At 33.4% G+C, this 22,820-nt stretch carries 23 protein-coding genes and 1 tRNA gene; 17 read left to right on the plus strand and 7 right to left on the minus strand.

The genetic code is table 11. The annotated features are described in order from the left end of the window. Positions 1 to 118 precede the first annotated feature (118 nt). Positions 119 to 1,621 carry a reverse transcriptase family protein gene (locus tag C1H87_RS16615; protein WP_102756894.1) on the plus strand — a complete coding sequence of 501 codons (1,503 nt, stop codon included), beginning with the start codon at positions 119 to 121 and terminating at the stop codon, positions 1,619 to 1,621. A 241-nt stretch (positions 1,622 to 1,862) separates the two neighbouring features. Here C1H87_RS16615 and C1H87_RS16620 read toward each other — a convergent pair whose 3' ends face one another. Continuing rightward, positions 1,863 to 3,005 carry an acyl-CoA dehydrogenase gene (locus C1H87_RS16620; RefSeq protein WP_102756895.1) on the minus strand — a complete coding sequence of 381 codons (1,143 nt, stop codon included), beginning with the start codon at positions 3,003 to 3,005 and terminating at the stop codon, positions 1,863 to 1,865. Between the two features lie 94 nt (positions 3,006 to 3,099). On the opposite strand from C1H87_RS16620, the gene C1H87_RS16625 reads away from it, so the two are divergent. From C1H87_RS16625 to C1H87_RS16670, 10 genes are all read left to right on the plus strand, one after another. After that, a complete protein-coding gene (locus tag C1H87_RS16625; RefSeq protein ID WP_102756896.1) occupies positions 3,100 to 4,164 on the plus strand; it encodes an anhydro-N-acetylmuramic acid kinase in 1,065 nt (354 codons plus the stop codon). Between the two features lie 154 nt (positions 4,165 to 4,318). After that, positions 4,319 to 5,545, plus strand: coding sequence for a Glu/Leu/Phe/Val dehydrogenase dimerization domain-containing protein (locus C1H87_RS16630; protein WP_102758304.1), 1,227 nt, complete (start codon positions 4,319 to 4,321; stop codon positions 5,543 to 5,545). A gap of 10 nt (positions 5,546 to 5,555) precedes the next feature. Then, entirely contained in the window at positions 5,556 to 6,947 is a 1,392-nt protein-coding gene (gene nhaD / locus C1H87_RS16635; protein WP_102756897.1) for a sodium:proton antiporter NhaD, read from the plus strand. Between the two features lie 162 nt (positions 6,948 to 7,109). Continuing rightward, positions 7,110 to 7,811 (plus strand): MotA/TolQ/ExbB proton channel family protein, encoded by a 702-nt coding sequence (locus C1H87_RS16640; protein ID WP_102756898.1) that lies wholly within the window; start codon positions 7,110 to 7,112, stop codon positions 7,809 to 7,811. Between the two features lies 1 nt (position 7,812). Then, positions 7,813 to 8,205 (plus strand): ExbD/TolR family protein, encoded by a 393-nt coding sequence (locus C1H87_RS16645; RefSeq protein WP_102756899.1) that lies wholly within the window; start codon positions 7,813 to 7,815, stop codon positions 8,203 to 8,205. Between the two features lie 14 nt (positions 8,206 to 8,219). Continuing rightward, complete coding sequence (locus C1H87_RS16650) at positions 8,220 to 9,071, plus strand: energy transducer TonB (protein WP_102756900.1); 852 nt, start codon at positions 8,220 to 8,222, stop codon at positions 9,069 to 9,071. Between the two features lie 5 nt (positions 9,072 to 9,076). Continuing rightward, on the plus strand, positions 9,077 to 10,294 hold the full coding sequence (locus C1H87_RS16655) for a bifunctional folylpolyglutamate synthase/dihydrofolate synthase (RefSeq protein ID WP_102756901.1): 1,218 nt from the start codon (positions 9,077 to 9,079) through the stop codon (positions 10,292 to 10,294). Between the two features lie 95 nt (positions 10,295 to 10,389). After that, positions 10,390 to 10,464 (plus strand) — tRNA-Val (locus C1H87_RS16660). Positions 10,465 to 10,520: 56 nt separating this feature from the next. Further along, positions 10,521 to 10,619, plus strand: a complete 99-nt coding sequence (locus C1H87_RS23760; protein ID WP_102756902.1) for a GIY-YIG nuclease family protein — start codon at positions 10,521 to 10,523, stop codon at positions 10,617 to 10,619. 197 nt (positions 10,620 to 10,816) lie between these two features. Beyond that, the gene (locus C1H87_RS16670) at positions 10,817 to 11,581 is read left to right on the plus strand and encodes a ThiF family adenylyltransferase (RefSeq protein ID WP_102758305.1); all 765 of its coding nucleotides are present in this window, start codon (positions 10,817 to 10,819) and stop codon (positions 11,579 to 11,581) included. On the opposite strand, the gene C1H87_RS16675 is transcribed toward C1H87_RS16670, so the two are convergent. Beyond that, a complete protein-coding gene (locus tag C1H87_RS16675; protein ID WP_102758306.1) occupies positions 11,578 to 12,339 on the minus strand; it encodes a response regulator transcription factor in 762 nt (253 codons plus the stop codon). The genes C1H87_RS16670 and C1H87_RS16675 overlap by 4 nt on opposite strands. Before the next feature lie 232 nt (positions 12,340 to 12,571). Between C1H87_RS16675 and C1H87_RS16680 the strand changes: the two genes are divergently transcribed. From C1H87_RS16680 to C1H87_RS16690, 3 genes are all read left to right on the plus strand, one after another. Then, positions 12,572 to 13,183, plus strand: a complete 612-nt coding sequence (locus C1H87_RS16680) for a hypothetical protein (protein WP_102756903.1) — start codon at positions 12,572 to 12,574, stop codon at positions 13,181 to 13,183. Between the two features lie 356 nt (positions 13,184 to 13,539). Continuing rightward, positions 13,540 to 14,532 (plus strand): TauD/TfdA family dioxygenase, encoded by a 993-nt coding sequence (locus C1H87_RS16685; protein WP_102756904.1) that lies wholly within the window; start codon positions 13,540 to 13,542, stop codon positions 14,530 to 14,532. 238 nt (positions 14,533 to 14,770) lie between these two features. Continuing rightward, positions 14,771 to 15,445 carry a 4'-phosphopantetheinyl transferase family protein gene (locus C1H87_RS16690; protein ID WP_102756905.1) on the plus strand — a complete coding sequence of 225 codons (675 nt, stop codon included), beginning with the start codon at positions 14,771 to 14,773 and terminating at the stop codon, positions 15,443 to 15,445. A 99-nt stretch (positions 15,446 to 15,544) separates the two neighbouring features. On the opposite strand, the gene C1H87_RS16695 is transcribed toward C1H87_RS16690, so the two are convergent. Next, a complete protein-coding gene (locus C1H87_RS16695; protein ID WP_102756906.1) occupies positions 15,545 to 16,063 on the minus strand; it encodes a hypothetical protein in 519 nt (172 codons plus the stop codon). A 458-nt stretch (positions 16,064 to 16,521) separates the two neighbouring features. Here C1H87_RS16695 and C1H87_RS16700 point away from each other — a divergent pair, with 458 nt between their 5' ends. Further along, positions 16,522 to 17,628, plus strand: coding sequence for a helix-turn-helix domain-containing protein (locus C1H87_RS16700; RefSeq protein WP_102756907.1), 1,107 nt, complete (start codon positions 16,522 to 16,524; stop codon positions 17,626 to 17,628). 107 nt (positions 17,629 to 17,735) lie between these two features. Further along, positions 17,736 to 18,413: a CPBP family intramembrane glutamic endopeptidase gene (locus C1H87_RS16705; RefSeq protein ID WP_102756908.1), complete on the plus strand. Its 678-nt coding sequence runs from the start codon at positions 17,736 to 17,738 to the stop codon at positions 18,411 to 18,413. 211 nt (positions 18,414 to 18,624) lie between these two features. Here C1H87_RS16705 and C1H87_RS16710 read toward each other — a convergent pair whose 3' ends face one another. After that, positions 18,625 to 18,843 carry a hypothetical protein gene (locus C1H87_RS16710; RefSeq protein WP_102756909.1) on the minus strand — a complete coding sequence of 73 codons (219 nt, stop codon included), beginning with the start codon at positions 18,841 to 18,843 and terminating at the stop codon, positions 18,625 to 18,627. A gap of 116 nt (positions 18,844 to 18,959) precedes the next feature. Beyond that, positions 18,960 to 19,235, minus strand: a complete 276-nt coding sequence (locus C1H87_RS16715) for a hypothetical protein (protein ID WP_102756910.1) — start codon at positions 19,233 to 19,235, stop codon at positions 18,960 to 18,962. A 111-nt stretch (positions 19,236 to 19,346) separates the two neighbouring features. On the opposite strand from C1H87_RS16715, the gene C1H87_RS16720 reads away from it, so the two are divergent. After that, positions 19,347 to 19,670, plus strand: coding sequence for a helix-turn-helix domain-containing protein (locus tag C1H87_RS16720; RefSeq protein ID WP_102756911.1), 324 nt, complete (start codon positions 19,347 to 19,349; stop codon positions 19,668 to 19,670). Between the two features lie 26 nt (positions 19,671 to 19,696). Here the strand turns inward: C1H87_RS16720 and C1H87_RS16725 are convergent, their stop codons facing one another. After that, on the minus strand, positions 19,697 to 20,986 hold the full coding sequence (locus C1H87_RS16725) for a UDP-N-acetylmuramoyl-tripeptide--D-alanyl-D-alanine ligase (protein WP_102756912.1): 1,290 nt from the start codon (positions 20,984 to 20,986) through the stop codon (positions 19,697 to 19,699). Positions 20,987 to 21,078: 92 nt separating this feature from the next. Next, positions 21,079 to 22,779, minus strand: coding sequence for a gliding motility lipoprotein GldJ (gene gldJ, locus C1H87_RS16730; RefSeq protein WP_199769302.1), 1,701 nt, complete (start codon positions 22,777 to 22,779; stop codon positions 21,079 to 21,081). Between the last annotated feature and the right edge of the window lie 41 nt (positions 22,780 to 22,820).

A 22,820-nucleotide genomic window follows, 5' to 3' on the forward strand; every position in this document is an offset into this window, starting at 1 on the left:
TAGACTTCTGCGAAGTGAAATAATACACTAGTACCTATTTCACTGGAGTTGTTCAATTCAGTCTTGAGAATCGTACGAAGGCATACAAAATACATCTTATCGCTACCTTTATTATTATATGAGAAATTCTACGGAAAGAAGACAAGAGATTTATGATAAAATAAAAGCGTCTTCTAAACAGGAATACATTCTTTCTGAAATGAGGCGTTTAGGCTTTTGGAATGAAGAGGACCTAGATTTTGAAGCCGTTAATTTATTCTTCAAGCAAGAAAGTGAACTGTCTGCAAAACTACAGAAGCTTCTCAGGGAAAAAAGAGTTATTGAAGATCCTGAAGCTTTTCTTGCCAAGAAACACCAAGAACGAAAAATAGCTTCAAAAGCGTCGCAAAAAGAAACTAAAGAACGACGTGAAAAAACACGTTTAGAAAAAGCTGAAAAGTGGCGAGTGTCCAAGGCAAAGGATATTGTTTATTTAGGAGAAAACTACTCGCATCAGCTTAATGATAAAACATCAGATGCTAGCCGATTAAAAGCCCAAAGCTTACCGGTTATGCATCATGCGGAAGACTTAGCTTTGGCAATGAAAATTTCGATAGGAGAGCTTCGATTTCTTTCTTATTCCAGAAAAAACTCTAAAATAAGTCATTACAAAAGATTTCAAGTAGCTAAGAAAACGGGTGGATACCGTTTAATTTCGGCGCCTATGCCTAAATTAAAAAAGACGCAGCACTGGATTTTAGAAAACATACTAAACAATGTGCCTGTACATGAAAATGCTCATGGCTGTGTTATTGGTAAATCAATAAAAACGAACGCCATTCCTCATGTTGGTAAGGATGTGGTAATTAATCAGGATTTTAAAAACTTTTTCCCATCGGTTACTTATAATCGTATTAAAGGTGTATTTAAATCTTTAGGGTATTCTAACCAAGTGGCTACTATTTTATCTTTGCTTTGTTCCGAGCCAAAAATTTTGGATATCTCTTTATTAGGAGAGGATTATTATGCGCAACAAGGAGAACGATTTTTACCTCAAGGATCGCCATGTAGTCCCGCAATAACTAATATTCTTTGTAAGAAGTTGGATCATAGATTGTCAGGGTTAGCCAAGAAATATGGTTTTGAATATACTAGATATGTAGACGATATTACATTTTCTTCAAACAATAATAATTTTAAAAAGATAACGCCACTTCTTAAATATTCACGCTATATAGTAAACAGTGAGAATTTTAAGTTGCATCCGGAGAAATTACGTGTTATGAAGCGTAATGCGAAGCAGGAAGTGACTGGCGTTGTTGTAAATGAAAAAGCTAACATATCCAAGAAATCCTTAAAACGGTTTAGGACACTTTTATTTCAGATAGAGAAAGATGGTATTGAAGGTAAATTTTGGAATAAAAGTGGAAATGTTTTAGCTCAAATAGATGGTTATGCTAATTTTATTTATCAGATAGACCAAGATAAAGGAGTTGTTTATAAAAAACGTGTAAATGCTATTCTCGAAACTTATAAGTATAAAGAAAACCACAGAAGCAAATACATTTCGAACACAAATAAAGGTTCTGCCTCTTCTTTTGGCAGATTTGTGAAGAAAATTGCTTCACTTTTTAGAAAATGATATATGTATGTTTCTTTAATGCTATTTGTTATTATTGCAACAAATAACATTTTTTCCAAAGATAAAATCCGTTAAAGTAAAGTTGTCTTATGTTGAATAATTCAAGGATGCTTAACAAAAAAAGTTCAACTACTATTCTTTATCAGAATAATAGTTGAACAGCATAGTTTGGTTTATTTATTAGTAAGTAAAAAAACAAAAATAAAAACCTCTGGTAAATAGGTTTTTAAAGCTGAGCATGTTATTCTTTTATAAGGCTTCTTGAAATTACTATTTTTTGAATTTCTGATGTTCCTTCGTAAATCTGTGTGATTTTTGCATCACGCATTAGGCGTTCTACATGGTACTCTTTTACAAAACCATTACCACCGTGTATTTGAACGGCTTCAACCGTTTGTTCCATAGCAACTTTGGAAGCATAAAGTTTAGCTATTGCACTCGATTTGTCATAATTATTACCTTGATCTTTATCCCAGGCAGCTTTCATAACCAAATGGCGTGCCGCTTCAATTTCGGTATACATATCGGCTAATTTAAAGGCGATTGCCTGATGGTTGCAAATTTCGGTACCAAAGGCTTTTCGTTCTTTCGAATATTTTAAAGCCAATTCGAAGGCGCCCGAAGCAATTCCTAAAGCTTGAGAGGCAATACCAATACGTCCTCCAGATAACGTTTTCATTGCAAATTTAAATCCAAAGCCATCCTCGCCTATTCTATTTTCTTTTGGAACCTTTACGTCGTTAAATTGTAACGTATGTGTATCACTACCTCGAATTCCTAATTTATCTTCTTTAGGACCGATATCGAAACCTTCCATACCTTTTTCAAGAATAAAAGCGTTAATGCCCTTGTGTCCTTTTTCTTTATCGGTTTGAGCGATTACTAAATATACATCAGAGCGTCCACCGTTAGTGATCCAGTTTTTAGTTCCATTAAGCAGGTAGTGATCTCCTTTGTCAATAGCCGTAGTTTTTTGTGAAGTAGCGTCGCTACCAGCCTCTGGTTCACTTAAGCAAAAGGCGCCAAGATATTCACCAGTAGCCAATTTTGTTAAATATTTTTGTTTTTGCTCCTCAGAACCGAAAGCTTCTAATCCATAACAAACCAATGAATTGTTTACAGAAACCATAACAGATGCAGAGGCATCAATTTTTGATAATTCTTCCATAATAAGAACATAAGAAACAGCGTCCATGCCACTACCGCCATATTTAGGATCTACCATAACGCCCATAAAACCTAATTCGCCCATTTTTCTTACTAGTTCATTAGGGAATTCTTGTTTATTGTCACGTTCAATAACTCCTGGGAGTAATTCGGTTTGGGCAAAATCGCGAGCAGCATCGCGTATCATGATATGTTCTTCAGAAAGATTAAAATCCATAATTATTCGATTTGTTGTTGATTTGATAAAAAATATGTACAAATATAGCTTTTTGATGTCATATTTTCAATGAGTATTGTTATTTTTACACAATATGATAAAAAATAGATATCAGGTTATAGGTGTTATGTCTGGAACATCGTTAGATGGAATAGACGTTGTTTGCATAGAATTTGAATTCGATAATGCATGGCATTTTAAAATTACGCATTCAGAAACAATTAGTTACAGTTCTCGTTGGGAAAATATACTTCGCAATTTAGTTTCGTATAATACCGACGAATTAGAGCAAATAGATAATGATTATACTAATTATCTGTCTGACGTTATTAATGACTTTATTAATAAAAACAATATAAAAGGTATTGATGCTATATGTTCGCATGGACATACTGCTTTGCATCAGCCGGATAGTGGATTGACTTATCAAATAGGGAATAAACCAAATATAGCAACACTATTGGGAGAAAAAGTGATTTGCGATTTTAGGGTTCAGGATGTAGAACTTGGCGGACAAGGAGCACCTCTGGTTCCCATAGGTGATGAGTTATTGTTTTTTGATTACAATTTTTGTTTAAACCTAGGCGGTTTTGCAAATATATCTACCACATTAAATAATGATAGAATAGCTTACGATATTTGTCCGGTAAACATTGTATTGAATCATTATGTTAGGTTAATTGGATTTGATTATGATGATGAAGGCAAAATAGCAGCAACAGGAAGTATAAATAACGATTTGTTGGAAAGATTAAATAACCTCGATTTTTATAAAGAAACCTACCCAAAATCTCTGGGGCTAGAATGGGTAAATAAAAACATTTTTCCGTTAATCGATTCTTTTCAATTAGAAACAAAAGATATTCTAAAAACTTTCGTCGAACATATTGCTATACAAATAGCGAAAGAAATAAATAAAAAGCAAAATAGTTCCGTTCTTGTTACTGGAGGAGGAGCTTATAATAACTACCTAATGGATAGGCTTAAACAACATACGCAACACGATATTGTAATACCCTCTAATACGGTTGTTGAGTTTAAAGAAGCGTTGATTTTTGGGCTTTTAGGCGTGCTAAAACTAAGAAATGAAATCAATTGCTTACAAAGTGTAACCGGCGCTTCAAAAAACCATAGTTCAGGTAAAATTTATCTGCCATAAAATAACAAAAAAGTAAACTTAAAGATTTTTTGTTTTTTATATTTGTTACTGTAATAATTTAAATCATTTTTCAGATGACTCAGCTTTAGCTACGCTTAATATATACTCCGGAAGAATTGGATAGTAGCTATATATGAATCAACTAAAAAATAAAATGAAAGAATTATTAAAAAAGTACGAAAAGAAACAACCTGAAATAGTATTTAATTGGAAAGATCCAAAAACAGATGCCGAAGGCTGGACGGTTATAAATTCATTACGAGGGGGAGCTGCAGGAGGAGGAACTCGCATGAGAAAAGGATTGGATATGAATGAAGTTTTGTCCTTAGCTAAAACCATGGAAATTAAATTTACGGTTTCTGGTCCTGCCATAGGAGGAGCAAAATCGGGAATTAATTTCGACCCAAAAGACCCTCGGAAAAAAGGGGTTTTAGAGCGTTGGTATGCAGCTGTATCTCCATTATTAAAGAGTTATTATGGTACGGGAGGTGACTTAAATGTTGATGAAACTCACGAAGTTATTCCAATTACAGAAGAGAGTGGTGTTTGGCACCCACAGGAGGGTGTCTTTAACGGACATTTTAAACCAACCGAAGCAGATAAAATAAATAGAATAGGACAATTAAGACAAGGGGTTATTAAAGTTATAGAAAACCCTGATTTTTCCCCTAATGTATCCCGAAAGTATACTGTAGCAGATATGATTACTGGTTTTGGCGTTGCTGAAGCCGTTAAACATTATTATACTATTTATGGCGGTTCTGTTAAAGGGAAACGTGCCGTAATTCAAGGCTTTGGGAATGTTGGTGCAGCGGCCGCTTTTTATTTGTCACAAATGGGCGCTAAGGTTGTAGGGATTATAGATGTTGCAGGAGGTTTAATTAATGAGTCTGGATTCTCTTTTGAAGAGATTACAAACTTATTTCTTGCAAAAAACGGGAATACTTTGGTTAGCGATAATTTAATCCCTTTTGAAGAAGCTAACGAAAAGATTTGGTCTATTCAAACAGAGATATTTGCGCCTTGTGCAGCATCCCGTTTAATTACCATTCATCAGATAGATCAAATGATCGATAGTGGATTAGAAGTTATTTCCTGTGGGGCAAATGTACCTTTTGCCGATAAGGAAATTTTCTTTGGACCCATTATGGAGCATACCGATTATAAAGTAAGTTTAATTCCGGATTTTATTTCTAATTGCGGAATGGCTCGTGTGTTTGCATATTTTATGGAACGTAAAGTGCAAATGACAGATGAAGCCATATTTAATGATACATCAAATATAATAAAAGAAGCACTTGAAAGAGTGTATAATAAAAATCAATTAAAAACGGAAATTAGTGCAACAGCTTTTGAGATTGCACTAAACCAATTAATATAATATTTATTTTATGGAAGCAACAATTATTTTAGTATTCGTAATGGGTTATTTGGCGATTACTTTAGAACATAGTATTAAAATCGATAAACTTATACCGGCACTGGTCATGATGGCCATATGCTGGGCATTAATTGCCCTGGGTTTAGACAGCTTCCCGCAATGGTTTGATTCTTCAAAACATGCTTTATTAGAAGGTTTTGGCGCATTTGGTCACGATGAAAAAATGCACCTTATGGAAGAAACCTTACTCCATCATTTAGGTAAAACATCAGAAATATTGGTGTTCCTTTTAGGAGCAATGACCATAGTTGAAATTATTGATTACTTTGACGGATTTTCAACAATCAAGGATTTTATAAAGACTAAAAAGAAGTCCAAGATTTTATGGATTTTCTCCATCTTGGCATTCATTCTTTCGGCTATAATCGATAATCTTACAGCTACAATTGTACTTATTTCTATACTTCAAAAAATTGTAAAAGATAGAAACGTACGTATTTGGTTTGCAGGTTTAATTATTATTGCTGCCAATGCTGGAGGTGCTTGGTCGCCTATTGGAGATGTTACAACTACGATGTTATGGATTGGTAAAAAAGTAACAACAGGTAATTTAATAACATTTTTGTTTATACCGTCGCTTTTATGTATGGCTGTACCATCGTTTATCGCATCATTTTTACCAGCATTTAAAGGGGAGTTAGATGTTGAAGAGGTTCAGGAAAAAAAGAAATCAAAGTTTAGTGGTACCATGCTTTATCTTGGTTTAGGAGCCATAGTATTTGTACCAATATTTAAAATGGTAACACATTTACCTCCTTACGTAGGTATGATGCTTTCGCTAGGTGTTGTGGCCATTTTTGCAGAGATTTATAGTAGTTCTAAGTTTAGTATGACTGAGCTAGACGCCGAAGAAAGTGATGCGCATGCGCACCACAGTCCGGTGCATTATTCATTATCAAAAATAGAATTACCAAGTATATTATTCTTTTTAGGTATCTTGATGGCCGTAGCCGCTTTGGAATCTTTAGGGATTTTATTTGGGTTTGCATCATCTTTGCAAGAATCAATGCCGCAATTAGGAACAGAAATACACGCTGGAGGCGTATCAGATTTAGTTGTGTTATTATTAGGTGTAGGGTCTGCAGTTATAGATAATGTACCGCTAGTGGCTGCTAGTTTAGGAATGTTCTCAGAACCGTTAGATCATGAGTTGTGGCACTTTATTGCCTTTTCTGCAGGAACAGGTGGTAGTATGTTAATTATAGGGTCTGCAGCCGGTGTAGTAGCCATGGGAATGGAAAAAATAGATTTTTTCTGGTACTTAAAAAAGATTTCATGGTTAGCCTTAATAGGTTTTCTTGTAGGATCTGCTGCATTTATGGTAACCAGAATGATATTCTAGATTAAAAAATAATACCTCATTTTTTATCGAGGACTGTAAATATAATTGTTATTATCTCTAACTTGCTTATGGATAGACGTATTAAGAATCTAAGTAAAAAGCTTGTGACTATACTTTAATAAGAAAAGAAACGTTATACATTTGCAATAAATTTTAAATTATATGCTTTATACATTATTACTTAACCAACAAGAAGGAGCAGAAGTGCTTACCGACGAAGAATCAGTTGAAAAAACACTCTCAATTATAGAACTAATAGGTAGCGGAGGGGCTGCAGGACAATTTATTATAGCAGTTCTATTTATATTATTAGTAGGAGCTATTTATATTTATTTCGAACGCATTTTTGCTATAAAAGCGGCTTCTAAGGTAGATTCAAATTTTATGAATCAAATTAAAGATCATGTGAGCAACGGAAAAATAGATTCGGCTCAAATGTTATGCGCCCAAGTAAATTCCCCAGTTTCCAGATTAATTGGTAAAGGAATTTCAAGAATTGGAAAACCGTTAGCAGATATTAATACAGCCATCGAGAATGCCGGACGATTAGAAATTTATGGTCTAGAGAAGAATGTGAGTATTTTAGCAACAATCTCTGGAGCTGGACCTATGATCGGGTTTCTTGGTACAGTTATCGGAATGATATTGGCAATATTTGAACTGGCCAATGCTGGAGGAACAATACAAATGGATGTTTTGGCAAGTGGTCTTTATACGGCAATGACAACAACGGTAGCAGGATTAATTGTAGGTATTGTTGCTTATATTGCATATAACCATTTGGTTGTAAAGACAGATAAAGTAGTGTACCAGATGGAAGCGAATTCTTTAGAATTCTTAGATCACTTAAACGAACCGACATAGTATGAATTTTAGAGGTAGAAATAAAGTAACTCCAGAATTCAATATGTCTTCAATGACAGATATTGTATTCTTGCTACTCATATTTTTTATGATTGCTTCAACGCTGGTAACAACTAATGCTATCGATATAGTATTACCAAAAGCAAGTGGGAAGACAGAGAATAAGAAATCTGTAGCGGTGAGTATAAAAAAGAACCTAACCTATTATGTAGACCAAAAACTTGTTGGAGAAAGCGTTTTAGAAAATGAATTATTAGCAGCACTGTCTTCAAAAGAAAAACCAACTATTGTTTTAAGAGCAGAGAAATCTGTTCCTGTAGAAAATGTAGTTAAGGTTATGGATATAGCTAACAGAAACAAGTTTAAAGTTATTTTGGCGGTAAAGCCTAAATAAAAATAGTTTATTTAATGAGGAAGTACTTCAAAACCAAACATGAAAGAAATTCAGCAAAGTTAACAACGTTAATCGCTATTATTTTGTTGCTATTACTATTTGTGGTTGGTACGCCTTACATGGATCCTCCTGAGGAATATGGCGTTGCTGTAAATTTTGGTAATTCAAATTTTGGTAAAGGTAGAGTTCAACCTTTAAAACCAGTAAAATCTGAGCCCCGAAAAGTAGAGCAACCGCCTCAGCCAGAAGCGTCGAAATCTGAGCCAACTAAGGCTGCAGAAGCCAAAGAAGAAGTTTTAACACAGGATAACGCCGAATCTATAGCCATTAAAAAGCAAAAAGAAGCCGAAGCAAAAGCAAAAGCTATTGCAGAAGCTAAGGCTAAGGCTGAAGCCGAAAGAATTGCTAAAGAAAAACGAGAGCAAGAAGAAAAAAAGAGAAAGCTCGATGCTTTAATTGGTGGAGTGAGCAAATCTGAAGGTAGTGAGACCGGTAGTGAAGGAAACGATAATAGAGCAGGCGATAAAGGGCAATTAGACGGAAATCCTTATGCACCTAGCTATTTTGGAGGTAAGGGTAGCGGAAGCGGTGGCGTAGGCTACGGGCTTAATGGTCGTGGAAGCGCTTCATTTAAAAGACTTAAACAAGATTGCAATGAATCTGGAATGGTAATCGTAAAGATTATTGTAAACCGAAGCGGAAATGTTGTTGAAGCCGTTCCGGGAGTAAGAGGTACAACCAATACAGCACAATGTTTATTGGAACCGGCAAAAAAAATTGCGTTGTCACATAAATGGCGATCAGATTCTAAAGCACCAGCAAAACAGATTGGTTTTGTAAAAGTAAACTTCAAACTAGGGCAATAGTAATAATGACATATCAAGATACACTAAATTGGATGTTTTCTCAACTGCCAATGTATCAAAGAGAAGGCAAGGTAGCATACAAAGCAGATTTGTCTAATACCTTAATATTAGCCGAACACTTAAACAATCCAGAACAAAATTTTAAATCGATACATGTGGCCGGAACCAACGGAAAAGGTTCTACGAGCCATATGTTGGCTTCTATTTTACAAGAAGCAGGTTATAAAGTTGGATTGTATACGTCGCCACATTTAAAAGATTTTAGGGAGCGTATTAGGGTAAATGGTAAGGTAGTAAGCGAACAATTCGTAACAGGTTTTGTAAAGCGAAACAAGGCGTTTTTTGAATCGAATGCATTATCATTTTTTGAAATGACCGTTGGTATGGCTTTCGAATATTTTTCAAGTGAAAAAGTGGATATTGCAGTTATAGAGGTTGGTTTAGGTGGTCGTTTAGATTCTACAAATATTATCACTCCAGAAGTTTCGGTAATCACCAATATTGGGATAGACCATACCAAATTTTTAGGAAATACACTTGAAGCTATTGCATTTGAAAAAGGAGGTATTATCAAGCCAAATGTACCGATTGTAATTGGGGAAACCCAGAAAGAAACCCTTCCGGTTTTTAAAGATTTAGCGAATAAGAATGAAGCCAAGATCATATTTGCAGATCAAGAGGTAGATAAAACGTATAAGTCTGACATGCTTGGAACATATCAAACTAAAAATATAAAAACGGTTATTCAGGCTATTAAAGAGTTAAGAGCTAAAGGTTTTGTGGTTTCCGAGCAGAATTTACAACAAGGTTTGCTAAAAACGGTTAAGAATACAGGGTTATTAGGACGTTGGCAAATAATAAACGAAAAACCTAAAGTGGTTTGCGATACAGGGCATAATAGAGAAGGTTTAAGCCTTGTTGTGGATCAAATAATCAATGAAGACTATAATAGGTTACATATTGTATTTGGAGTCGTTAATGATAAAGATTTAACATCGATTATAGATTTATTACCCAAAAAGGCTACTTATTACTTTTGTAAACCAGATATAGCACGTGGTTTAAACGCAAATGAGCTAAAACGTGTTTTTAATGAGTATGGTCTACAAGGTGAGTCTTATAATTCTGTTAATGAAGCTTATAAAGTAGCTTTAAAAAACTCAGATGAAAGCGATTTTATTTTTATAGGTGGAAGTACATTTGTTGTAGCAGAAATAATTTAAATTTTTATTGAAAAAGTTTTTGCAGTTTTAAAAACTCCTTTATATTTGCAGTCCAATTGAGAAAGGTAACTAACTCGGTTGACTCATTAAAATAAGGGCGCGTAGCTCAGTTGGTTCAGAGCACTTGGTTTACACCCAAGGGGTCAGGGGTTCGAATCCCTTCGCGCCCACAGATAAATCCTAAGACAATTATGTTTTAGGATTTTTTTTTGGTTTAAATTTACTTATGGATTATTATGTTTACATATTGTATTCAGAGAAGTTGGATAGGTGTTATATAGGATCAACCTCAGATGTTTCAAAGCGCTTGGAAAAGCACTTGTAGAACCACAAAGCTTTTCTTATAGATTGTGGAGGACCATGTGCAAAATTTTATTTTGTAACTACTTTTAAAATCAGCTCTTTAAGGAAAATTGAAGATATGTTTTCTTAAAAATTTAACAATTTTCCTCACGAAAACTACTCTTTTGATTAATTCAGGTGTGCGTTTTTTAGTTTAACTTGGACTTTAAAATAACAGCTATGGAAACTCGATATGCCCGAAATAGAATTTATATTACAGAAGAAGAACAAGAAGTTATAAGGAACTTTCCAATATTACTTGCAGGAGTAGGTATAGGGAGTGTTATAGCAGAATGTGCTTTACGATTTGGTTTTGAAAATATAACTATTGTCGATGGAGATCAGGTTGAGAAATCAAATTTAAACCGTCAAAACTATACCGAAGAAGATTGCGGAAATAATAAAGTTGATGCCTTGGCTAAAAGGCTGTTGTCTATTAATAAAGATGCAAATATTAAGTGTTTTGATTTTTTTTTAACAGCCGATAATATTGAGGAACATATCGATGGTCATAAAGTAGCAATTAATGCTCTCGATTTTTCGTCGCCAGTGCCTTTAGTTTTTGATACGATTTGTCAAAAACAAAACATACCTATCCTGCACCCATACAATATAGGATGGGCAGGTCTTGTTACTATTATAAACGAAGATGGACTACCGTTAAACAGCATATCAAAACCAGATGAAGATTTTAATGAGTTGAATGTGGTAAAATATGCTTCCGGTTATCTGGAGTTTTGGGGAAATCCTCAAAAATGGATAGATGGAGTCATTGAAAAGTATTTAGGAGAAAAGGAAGATTTGCCTCCTCCTCAATTATCAATCGCTTGCTGGTCTGTAGCAGCCATGTGTACACATTTGCTATTCAATATAGCTACAGGTAAAAAGTTTAAGAAATTCCCGAAGTTTTATTTGTCGAAGGTTATTGATGATGATTTTAATTAAACCAATATATTATTATTAGTTGCATACGCTATAGCCTCAGAAATATTAGCCACATCAAGTTTTGCAAATAACTTTCGTCTATGAAACTTTACTGTATCTGGAGATACAAAAATGGTTTCTGCTATCTCGCTTATGGAGTAACCTCTTATCGAAAATTGAAGAATTTCTTTTTCACGATTGGTCAAAGTTATTTTATCCATAATTTTCCAAAAACTGCCTTTCAAATCGTATTCAAATATCTTGTTATCCCCTGTTTTATAAATTTTAATGTTACCCGATTTTTTTGCTAAGGAAAGTGAAATGATGCAGATAGCTTTCCATATTTTTCCAGATTGGGTCAAGTATAGAGGTGTTAGCTTTTGGTTTATAAGAATGACCTTTCCGTCTGGGTTTTTTAAATGAAAGTCGTAGCTAATGGTATGGAATATACGCTGTTCAACAGGGATGTTCTCGTAAAAATCAAATCCAACAGTGTTTATTTTTAAAAGCAATTGTAAATCTTCGGGAATAACATATTTAAAATAAAAGGCATAACCCAACTTTTGGACTTCTTGGGCTGTATGCCCACACAAAAATAACGGGTTTTCAGAAACATATTCGAATCCTTTTTTCTCATAATCAATTACGTAAATGCTTTTATAAGTCGTTCTAGCAAATGCTTTAATTGTTTCGAGGTAATAAAAGGTTTGCTCCTTTTCTGCTTTAGAAATACTGTTGATGGCGTTTTTTGAAGAAAAAAAATCACTTTCATGTAACATGGGTTTGATTCTTAGGGGGTTTCTCTCACTAAAGTAGTCTTTTTTTTTCATTCATCCACTCCTTAAAGTAGGGTATTGGAAAAAATAATAACTTCTTAAGATGTATAACTATCTGCTATCTACACTGTTGGGTAGTTTTTAATCGATTAAATACAAGCTAGCCTTTTGTGTAGTGTATTCGTGTGGTCACTTTGATAATTTTAAATGAATCAATAATCAATAATCAATAATTATGATAAACATATCAAACAATTTAACACGAATAGGGCAAAACGAATTATTTAACATGTCGAAATTTGTGGTTACAGAAAACTTTAAACATCACACCAACGAAATATTACCAAAAACTTACGGAAGAGATGTTGCCACCATTTATATGGACGAAAAAAACAATTTAGCAAATTCTGAAATTTTTGCAGTTAAAACTACTAATGGAGAAATTGTTGGAACAATTAGGGTTTTAAAGTGGGATTATATAAACCCATTACCAATCCAAAAAATATTTGGAATAAATCCATTGTTATGTGTTAAAGACGATCTTGTAAACGAAATATGGCATATTGGTAGGTTTGCCATAAAAAAAGGAGTTAGCGATATCAATTTACTTAAAAAATTGATGGTTGCGGCAATAAAGCCTATATGTAAACATGAAAACAATATTGCTTTTGTAGAATGCGATGCAAAATTACTTAGGGTAATGACGCTTATGGGAATTAAAACTAAGGTTATAGGTAAATCTATTAATTATTTAGGATCCGAAACAATACCAGTAACTCTTTCTTATAATGGATTGATCGACTTCTATAATAGAAACAAATATTTGATAGAACCGGTTTTAAATTAAACGTTCAAAACCTGTCACTACACAAAAGTGTAGAGTTCTATTGTAAAGGGGGAACTACCTTTTGGTGTAGTAAAATTAGAATTATAACATGCTAAATTTGATAGGGTTGGAGTGTGGTAGTTATTGGTGTAAATGAATTTGTCGGTTGAAATTTAGTCTTTAAAAAGAAGTTTTTTTGTTATAAAACTCCTTTGATTACCCCAAATTGTTAAACAAGTTCAAAATTCAAAAAGCACTTTCAATAAACGGCAGTGAGAATTAACACCCTTAAAACTATTTTTAAGAGGTAGTTTTTAGCGCTTTACTATGTGGACATATAGAATTAAAAGTATAACGATAATACAAAGTCCAAAATCATGAACAATCAAACAGAAAATTTAGATACGAAAAGTTTGGAGCGATTACTTTTAGATGAAAGTATATCAGCATCTTTCATAAAGAAATCTTTAAGTTTTCCCTTAGTTATTATTAATAACGATGAGAATCAACAATTAGCGGACTGGATTTTAGACAATGAAGAAGATTTTAACTCTAATTTACAAAAATATGGAGCTATACTTTGTCGGGATTTTAAAGTAGAAACGGTAGAAAAGTTTCAAAGTTTAACCGAAATGTTCCCTAACGATTTTTTAGATTATAATATACTATCATCTCCTCGTTACGAGGTTACAAATAATGTATACGTATCCACAGCGTGCCCAGAAGATCAAAGTATTGGTATGCATAGTGAAAGCTCTTATGCTCTCAACCATCCCAACAGAATTGTTTTTTGTTGCATCATTCCCCCAAAGGTTAAAGGAGAGACACCTATTGCAGATAACCGTTTAATTATTAAAAACATGAGTCCGGATTTGGTGAAGAAATTTTTGAATTTGGGCGTTATGTATAAAAGAAACCTAACCGGTTTTTTGAGTAAGTCGTGGGAAGATGTATTTCAAACCTCAGATCGTAAAAAAGTTGAGAAACAATGTGAGCTGAACGGTATGTCTTATAACTGGAAAAGTGATTCTCATTTAGAATTAACTTGGACTAAAAAAGGTGTTTGGAAACATCCAGAAACAGGTGATATTACTTGGTTTAATCATGCCCTGTTTTTTAATAAATATTCATTAAATAAAGATTTGTTAAGCTTTATAACTTCGGATAACGAACTTCCTAGCAATACGTTTTTTGGCGACGGAACAGAAATTACAAAAGAAGAAATAGAACATATTAAGGAAGCATACAAAAAAGCAACCATAGAATTTCGGTGGAAAAAAGACGATGTACTCTTCTTGGATAATATGCTTATGTCGCATGGTAGAAACCCTTACCAAGGCGAAAGAAAAATAGTTGTATCCATTTCCTAAGATAAATTCAGCCATTTTATTGGGGCTATAGGGTTGGTGATTAATAAGCGTGAAGCATTGTCGTTAGTGCTTATCGAGAATGAAAAGAAGATTTTTCGCTACAAAAATCGACAAGAACAAGCAAAAGCTTAAACTTCTATTAATGAGGTAAGAGTAGTTAATGTACATCAAAGATTTTAATGTTTGGCGTGTTTCTAGCATTAGCCAAATGAATTTATAGAACAAGATTCTTAAAAGGATGATAAATATTTTTTATTCATATATATCGGAGAAAAACCATAAGTTTTTAATGAAGGAGGTGTTACCGGATTTTCCGATCGCTTTTCAGAAAAGAATAAAAAGGTATAAGAATTGGAAAGAGGCGCAGTTGTCTTTATTGGGCAGGGTACTTTTAAATTATGGGCTAAAAGGTTTAAACAAAAACCTTTCAAACCAAGAAATAAGCTATACCTTATACGGAAAGCCCTATTTTGATAACGAATCTATACGCTTTAATATCTCACATTCTGGGGATATCGTGGTTTGTGCCATTGCGGTTGAAGACATTGGAATAGATGTCGAAATTGTTAAGAACATTGATGTACATAGTTTTAAATACCAAATGACCAGTTCGGAATGGGAACAGGTCATCTCTTCCAATAACGTTAACAATTCCTTTTTTACGTATTGGACTCAAAAGGAATCTGTAATAAAAGCCGATGGAATGGGGCTTTCTGTGCCATTAAGATCTTTCGAGATAATAAATGATCGGGCAAATATTAACGGACAATACTTTTTCCTAAAGGAAATTAAGTTAAACGATAACTATATATGCTATCTGGCATCAAAATTTAGAATTGATATGCTAGATATTAAGCCAAAGTTAGTGTTTGTATTAGAAAAGTATTATGGCGAAAATATTTTCAAAGCTTAAACTCGATACGAGTTACGCAAAATACTTTAATCTGTTACCGATACACATTGGTTTTTAAACCCTTAGCAATTAAACTCTAAAGCCCTTAAAGGTTTAAGTCTAATTCTTAATCGATTTGTATACAAGCGTATGGGTTATTTTAGATTGATCGCTTGCCAGGTTTAGAATGATATAAGTATCTGGGAGCGACCAAGTGGCTATATACTCTAAATGACCAGAAGAAACTGCCATACCGTAACGACTTTCGTCATTTTTTAAAAGGTCGTTGTTCCACTTTAACTCATCAACAGCAGGTGTACCATATCTTTTAGTAAGCAAATCCTTTACTTTTTTTAAATCTTCTATATAAACATTTTCATTACCATGCTGTTCGGTAAATGTGTAAGATATGCGCTCTAGTGCATCATTGTTAACCTGCAAAAGTAATTCGGCGTTTAAATTGTTAATTACTGTCGTTTTAGTAAGCCCGTTGCTAGCTGTTTCTAAATCTTCTATTGTCGATTTTACCTTAGTTTCTGTATCACCCCAGTTTAGGCCTTGAAATGTGAAAGATTTATTCTCAGTTTGACAAAAACTTAAAAAAGGAAGTAATAAAAAAATAAGTAGGGTTCTTTTCATAATGGTTAGTTTTTAGTATAATCGATACACTTAAAAATGTACCAACTAATGCTTTAATAATTTGGGGTTTTTAGTTAATATAAAACGATCTGGTTTAAGGATCGTTTTTTTTGTAACTCTCAAATATATATAAATTAAAGTAAGTTTTAACGTTGGTTTATGGTTTTTAGATGAAAGTGCACTATAGAGTGTATTTAATTAGGTTTTTAAAGCCTAATTAAGGGGGTTGTTTGAGGTAACATGAGGTAAGAGTCAGTTGTTACGTCTACTGTTGTTCAGATAAATCTTAGGAACTTTTCAAGTTATATCTATAAATTGCAATAGAATAATAAACCAAAAGGGTTATATGTAAAAGAGCTGCTCTTTGTATGTAACTGTTTGCATTTTACGGTTAAAGGGATTTTGTATATTTATCTTATGATAAACACAACCAAGTTTTTGTGTGAAAAATAGCATAAATGGAGGTTCTTTTTTTTATAGGAATTGTGATTTGCTTTTTTTTGGCACTGCTTATTTTTAGCAAAAGAAAACCAACCAAAAGCGATACGATATTTGGAGTTTGGCAAATAATCTTGGTTATTAATTTTTTGTTGTTGTATGCACGCCATTCAGAACTTATTCAAAAGTATCCGCATTTTATAGGGGTAGATACAGGCTTCACATTATTGCATATCCCCTTTATTTTCTTTTACACTTCTACACTTATTAATAGGTCTTTAAAAAAGAGTCGTTTTTTATTGCACCTGCTTCCATTTATAGGTATGAATATTATAATGTTCGTTACTTTTTTTCTCCTTACAGGTAATGAAAAACTTCAATTGTATAATCAGCAGTTATCTGGTGAGAAATTATTTTCTTTAGCAGATATGATATTGTATTTGCAATGTTTAGTTTACTTGCCATTATCTTATAGTCTGGTAAAAAAACATTCAAAAAACATAAAGGCTAAATATTCGAATATTGATAAAAGGAATCTGCTATGGATGGAAATAATTCTTATAAGTGTTAGTGTTTTCTTTGGTTTAAGTTTCGTGTTCCACATTTATTATATACTCTCAGATTTCAACGATTTTGAGTTTCTTAGTAAGATTAGCATTTTGGGATTTTGTTTGTTACAGGTTGCTTTGGCTTTTTTTGGTATTAGATACTTACCTGTTTTCGTTGAGTCGGAAATGCCTAGTTACGGTAAGGTATCAAAATACAAAAAGACAGGACTGGATAGCAGTGTTGCAAAAAAGCATTTTGAAACCTTATTGGATTATATGAAAAATGAAAAACCTTATTTAGATGCCGACTTAACATTGGATAGTCTTGCATCGCAGGTTAATATTTCATCAAACCATTTGTCGCAAGTTATTAATCAATTTACACATAAAAATTTCTATACCTATGTAAATGAGTATAGAATTGAAGAGGTTGTAAGCTTGTTAAATGATCCTTCAAAAAGTAAATACAGTATCTTGGGGTTAGCTTATGATGCTGGCTTTAAATCTAAATCGGTATTCAATGCCCTGTTTAAAAAAATAAAAGGAATGACGCCTTCGGAATTTCGAAAACTTAACTAAAATAACCACAAAAAATAGCGTATCTGACTGTGCGTATCCGCTAGGACGATTACTATAGTATTCAAGATTATGTTTGTATAACATTAATATAGTTAAAAACGAACATTATGAATACTACAAAAATTTTCACTACAGAAATACAATTACTTTTTAGAAATAATAAACCTTTAATTATTGCGTCTATTTTCCTTTTAGGAGGGTTGATTGCGTTTGGACAAATAGGGTATATTGTTACAGCTGTTTTAATGTTGGTTATACATGGGTTTAGAAAAAGCACTTTGGATGAGCTAGGGCTATCTAAACCTAAATCGTGGTTAAAAACGATTGGTTTAGGGTTTGTGTTAACCATTGCATTGATGGCTATTGTACTGCTATTAATTAATCCTTTAATATTTGAGTTGTTTCCTCCAGAAACAAAAGATATTAGCCGATTTAGTGCAATAAAAGAAAATATAGGATTACTTATATTAAGTATTATTAGTGCTTGGGTATTGGCAGGGTTTGCAGAAGAGCTTATATGGAGGGGATATATAATGACACAAATAGCTGTTCTTTTGGGGGGTACTAGGTTATCTTGGGTTATAAGCCTATTAATAAGCTCTACAGCATTTGGATTACTTCATTTTTATCAAGGACCAGTTGGTATAGTACAAACAGGTGTTGTGGGACTGCTTTTAGGAATTATCTTTATTCTTAATGGTAAAAGAAGCTTATGGCTAAATTGTATTGTGCATGGTTTAATTAATACTATTAGCATGGTGTCTATTTATATGGGAGCGGTATAAGTTTTTGAAAATAATGAGGCCGGTTAAAAAGTGCCACTGCGAATAGAAAGAAAGTTTATTAAAAACATTTGTTTATTAGGATGTTGAGATTTTCGATTCTAATAAAAATGACAATTCGTAAACTTTTTAACCAGCCTCATTTTGACTATTTTCCCCCAATACAACTAAATAGTCAATTTTGATTGCTCACAATCAAACGAATGTTTTGAATTTACCAAAACTCGATAAAAACACCGTTGGATGTGTTTTTAAGAGTAACACTAACCGGCACTTCTTCACAAAGTTTTGCTAATTGAATAATTTGATGTTTAACCAAGGGTTCTTTTACGATCGTTATTAAACCGTCGAAAGTTCCTTTTTGAGTTTCGGTTTTAAAGATGTCTTTAAAACCTTCCTCTATTTTTTTATGATACTTTTTGTTTACAGCCATTGTAATAGATATGGTTTTTGGAGTTTATTCTTGTTATTTTAAGGAGTTTTAAATGAAGGTTTGTGTATTACAAGCTATGACGAGATTGTATACCAAGGCAGTTGGCTATTTGACAACTATTTTTTAAGATTCCTTTTTAAGCGATCTGATAGTGTTTTGTATTCTTTGGCTATTTCGATAATGGCATTAAAGACTAATATATTTTTGCTAATACCAGCTTTAGTATTCCTAACTGTTTGTGAATCAATCTTAAGACCGCTTTTCTTTAGCTTGTTTATAACCTTCTGGGTATATTCTTTTGGGAGGTGATTTGCTAGTAAATCTTTGAGAGCCTCTTGTTCTTTGGAATTGCTTATGTCATATAATGCATATAATTTGTTTAAATTTGTCATAGCTTGTGTATATTTGTTATGATTTGAATGAATTTACATACAAAAATATACAAATAGTTAAATAAATAAAAAATATTTTACTCATTGGTATAATTTATAATTATTCTAAATATGGAGTTTAAGGAAAAACTACAGCAATTAATAAAAACGAAGTATAGTAAAAATAAAGATTTATCTGATAAGTTTGGCATGAATTATACTCAGTTATCTCAATATGTTAATGGTAAGAAAATATCAATAGATTTCCTGTATAATATAATTGAGGAATTTCCTGATGCCGATTTAAATTGGTTGTTAAGAGATGACGATTTAAGTAACGGACTGGTACATGAAGGTGAGACTCCCTACAAAATACCGTTAACCAAAGAGCAGATTGTGGACAAAATGGAGAAGTTGGTTGCCGATTTGAAAAATCAAATGAACAATAAAGACTAGTATACTTAATACTTGTATTCTCCCTGTTATTGAATTAACTCTAAAACTCGCTCTAGAGCCATGCCTCTGGAGCCTTTAATGAGTATTGATGTGTTTTCTATTCTAGAACCATTAAACCAATCTTTAAAATCATCAAAAGATTTAAACTGTTCGGTTGTATTTGACTTTGCTTCTGCTTTAAAAAAGTTTTCGCCTATAAATATTACTTGATCTATATTTAAAGATGTAGCCAGGCCTGTAATGTTTTGATGCTCTTTGCTGGCATCGGTTCCCAGTTCGAACATATCTCCAAGAAAGGCTATTTTGTTAGTATTTGTTTGTTGTTTTTCAAAATTTAATAAAGCAGCACGCATACTTGTGGGGTTGGCATTATAAGCATCTAAAATAATAGTGTTAGTGCCTTTTTGTATAATTTGCGAACGGTTATTAGTTGGAGTGTAGGTTTCTATAGCGGTTTTTATAACCTTATCATCAACTTTAAAATAGTTGCCAATGGCAATGGCAGCAGCTATGTTGTTAAAATTATAATCGCCAATAAGCTGGCTCTTTATTTCTAAATTGTTGTACTTGGATTTTACAAAAGGCAGTGCTTCAATAAACCCAATATTCACATCGCAATCAAGATGGCCATTACAAAATACAACCCGATTGGCATGTTTCGTTTTTTCCATTTGTATGGCATCGTTTCCGTTTACAAAAACAACTTTGTTGTTTTTAATAAGAAAGTCGAACATTTCACTTTTCCCTTTAATTACACCTTCAACGCCGCCAAACCCTTCTAAATGGGCTTTGCCAAAGTTGGTAATATAACCATAGTCTGGTTTAGCTATATTGCACAGAAATTCAATTTCTTTTTGGTGGTTGGCACCCATCTCTACAATCCCAATTTCTGTGTTTTTAGACATAGAGAGCAATGTCAAGGGTACTCCAATGTGGTTATTTAAATTACCAATAGTAGCCGTGGTTTTATATTTTTGAGATAGTGTGGCGTTAATTAACTCTTTGGTTGTTGTTTTACCATTGCTACCTGTAAGTGCTACAATGGGTATATTTAAATAGGCCCTATGGTAGGAAGCTAATTCTTGCAAGGTTGCAAGAACATGTTTTACTAAAATAGTATTAGGGGAGGTGTTAAATTCGTTTTCATCTACAACGGCATATTTAGCACCGCTTTTTAAAGCTTGATCGGCATATGCGTTTCCATTAAAATTGTCGCCTTTAAGGGCAAAAAAAATGTCGTTTTTTTCAATTTTTCTTGTGTCGGTGCTTACCGAATTGCATTGCAAGAAAAGCTCATGTAACTGTTCTATTTTCAACGGTTAGAATTCTTTTTAAGTTAGAAAAATAAATGTATAAAAAAAGTCCTAACATTTGCTAGGACTTTTAATAATATTATAATTAATCGAAATTAATTCTTGGTTTTTGTTTTGCTTTTAGATTTCGCACCTACACGAGACATTGCACATCTAAATCCGATGTAATCGGTTGCCATATCTTGTGGGAAGTAACGTCTTTGTGCTGGGTCTAACCAGTATTCTCTGTCTTTCCAAGATCCACCTTTGTAAACTCTAACGTGATCGTTAATTAAAGATGTTCTGGTGTTACGTTTATCGTACTCTCTAATTATGTTTCCTAAAGAATCTCTAGTAATACGGTGCTGTGGCGAATTGTACATTTTTCTGGTATCATTTTTCTTTTTGCCTTCAGCGGTTAAACCTTCGTCGTCGTCAAAATTATCATAATAACGAGAAGAACGTGTATCACCATCTCTAAAGTTTATCTCATCACTTCTATCAAAGTTAGTACGTAAATATGTTTCGTTTTCATCAATAGGTACTTGAGCTATTTCACCAGGTAAGTTTCTGGCTATTACTTTTCCAGTTGGTAACGTGTCATAAATAATGTCTTCAGAAGTAATAATCTTTACAGTTCCATCATCATTTAAAGCGTTTTTGGTATAAACATTACCACGGTAGTAGTTAAAGTCGTTAAACTCATCGTCAATAATAGGTCTGTAAACATCAGCAACCCATTCGGCAACGTTACCTGCCATATCGTATAAACCAAAGTCGTTAGGTTCGTAAGATTTAACAGCATTGGTAATATCTGCACCATCGTCAGACCAACCCGCAATTCCACCGTAATCACCTTTTCCTTGCTTAAAGTTAGCTAATTGGTCACCACGTATTTTACGTTTGTCAGAACGTGTATATTGTCCATCCCATGGATATTTTTTACGTCCACGGTATAAGTTATAATCTCTAATTTCACTTAATCCTAAAGCGGCATATTCCCACTCAGTTTCAGTTGGTAGTCTATATTTTGGTGAAATAATTCCTGTTTCACGAGTAGCGTAAATTCCAGATTCGTTACCATCTGCATCGGTTTGTACATTTCTTCTTCTTCCTGCATCAGGGTTTATAACCTCTTCATTACCTCCATATGTTAAAGAAGGTGCATTAATATAAGTGTCTGTACTAAATGTAGATTCAGCATTAACATCCAAAATTTTAGCATCACGCTTTAAATAACCTGCTCTTTCCAGGTTATATTCGTTAACACGATCTGATCTCCAATTTGAAAATTCAACAGCTTGAATCCAACTTACACCAACAACAGGATATTCTCCATAACCTGGGTGACGCAAATAATTGTCAGTCATAACCTCATTAAAACCTAATCGGTTTCTCCAAACTAAAGTATCTGGTAAGGCTCCATGGTAGATTGCTCTAAAATTTTCTTCAGCAGGTGGGTAAACCCTTTTAATCCAATCTAAATACTCCATGTACATAGCATTGGTTACCTCTGTTTCGTCCATGTAAAAAGACTGTACGTGTTGCTGACTAGGGCTATTGTTCCAGTCGTGCATCACATCATCTTGAACACGTCCTTTTGTGAAAGTTCCTCCTTCAATAAAAACTAATCCAGGAGATGTTTCTTGTTCTCTGAAATCTGTATTGTACTGAAAACCTCCTTCTCTGGAGTTAATCTGCCAACCTGTAGCTCTAGAACTGTTTTTTGAACTTGAAGATTTTTTACAACCAGTTGAAGCCATAGTTAATGCTAAAACCAATAAAACCTTAAATGCTACTACTTTTTTCATATCCATACTTTTAAGTAAGCTAATATTATTTTTGGTGCTGCAATATA

The sequence above is a fragment of the Flavivirga eckloniae genome (assembly GCF_002886045.1).
In the GTDB taxonomy this organism is placed as follows: domain Bacteria; phylum Bacteroidota; class Bacteroidia; order Flavobacteriales; family Flavobacteriaceae; genus Flavivirga; species Flavivirga eckloniae.

Bases quoted from the DNA above. Each gene is read 5' to 3' on its own strand.
- gldJ (WP_199769302.1), bottom strand. From the start codon at position 22,779: ATGGATATGAAAAAAGTAGTAGCATTTAAGGTTTTATTGGTTTTAGCA.
- C1H87_RS16710 (WP_102756909.1), bottom strand. From the start codon at position 18,843: ATGGCTGTAAACAAAAAGTATCATAAAAAAATAGAGGAAGGTTTTAAA.
- C1H87_RS16615 (WP_102756894.1), top strand. From the start codon at position 119: ATGAGAAATTCTACGGAAAGAAGACAAGAGATTTATGATAAAATAAAA.
- C1H87_RS16680 (WP_102756903.1), top strand. From the start codon at position 12,572: ATGATAAACATATCAAACAATTTAACACGAATAGGGCAAAACGAATTA.
- C1H87_RS16705 (WP_102756908.1), top strand. From the start codon at position 17,736: ATGAATACTACAAAAATTTTCACTACAGAAATACAATTACTTTTTAGA.
- C1H87_RS16630 (WP_102758304.1), top strand. From the start codon at position 4,319: ATGAAAGAATTATTAAAAAAGTACGAAAAGAAACAACCTGAAATAGTA.
- C1H87_RS16655 (WP_102756901.1), top strand. From the start codon at position 9,077: ATGACATATCAAGATACACTAAATTGGATGTTTTCTCAACTGCCAATG.
- C1H87_RS16685 (WP_102756904.1), top strand. From the start codon at position 13,540: ATGAACAATCAAACAGAAAATTTAGATACGAAAAGTTTGGAGCGATTA.
- C1H87_RS16650 (WP_102756900.1), top strand. From the start codon at position 8,220: ATGAGGAAGTACTTCAAAACCAAACATGAAAGAAATTCAGCAAAGTTA.
- C1H87_RS16625 (WP_102756896.1), top strand. From the start codon at position 3,100: ATGATAAAAAATAGATATCAGGTTATAGGTGTTATGTCTGGAACATCG.
- nhaD (WP_102756897.1), top strand. From the start codon at position 5,556: ATGGAAGCAACAATTATTTTAGTATTCGTAATGGGTTATTTGGCGATT.
- C1H87_RS16675 (WP_102758306.1), bottom strand. From the start codon at position 12,339: ATGTTACATGAAAGTGATTTTTTTTCTTCAAAAAACGCCATCAACAGT.
- C1H87_RS16695 (WP_102756906.1), bottom strand. From the start codon at position 16,063: ATGAAAAGAACCCTACTTATTTTTTTATTACTTCCTTTTTTAAGTTTT.
- C1H87_RS16690 (WP_102756905.1), top strand. From the start codon at position 14,771: ATGATAAATATTTTTTATTCATATATATCGGAGAAAAACCATAAGTTT.
- C1H87_RS16620 (WP_102756895.1), bottom strand. From the start codon at position 3,005: ATGGATTTTAATCTTTCTGAAGAACATATCATGATACGCGATGCTGCT.
- C1H87_RS16700 (WP_102756907.1), top strand. From the start codon at position 16,522: ATGGAGGTTCTTTTTTTTATAGGAATTGTGATTTGCTTTTTTTTGGCA.
- C1H87_RS16645 (WP_102756899.1), top strand. From the start codon at position 7,813: ATGAATTTTAGAGGTAGAAATAAAGTAACTCCAGAATTCAATATGTCT.
- C1H87_RS16720 (WP_102756911.1), top strand. From the start codon at position 19,347: ATGGAGTTTAAGGAAAAACTACAGCAATTAATAAAAACGAAGTATAGT.
- C1H87_RS16715 (WP_102756910.1), bottom strand. From the start codon at position 19,235: ATGACAAATTTAAACAAATTATATGCATTATATGACATAAGCAATTCC.
- C1H87_RS23760 (WP_102756902.1), top strand. From the start codon at position 10,521: ATGGATTATTATGTTTACATATTGTATTCAGAGAAGTTGGATAGGTGT.
- C1H87_RS16640 (WP_102756898.1), top strand. From the start codon at position 7,110: ATGCTTTATACATTATTACTTAACCAACAAGAAGGAGCAGAAGTGCTT.
- C1H87_RS16670 (WP_102758305.1), top strand. From the start codon at position 10,817: ATGGAAACTCGATATGCCCGAAATAGAATTTATATTACAGAAGAAGAA.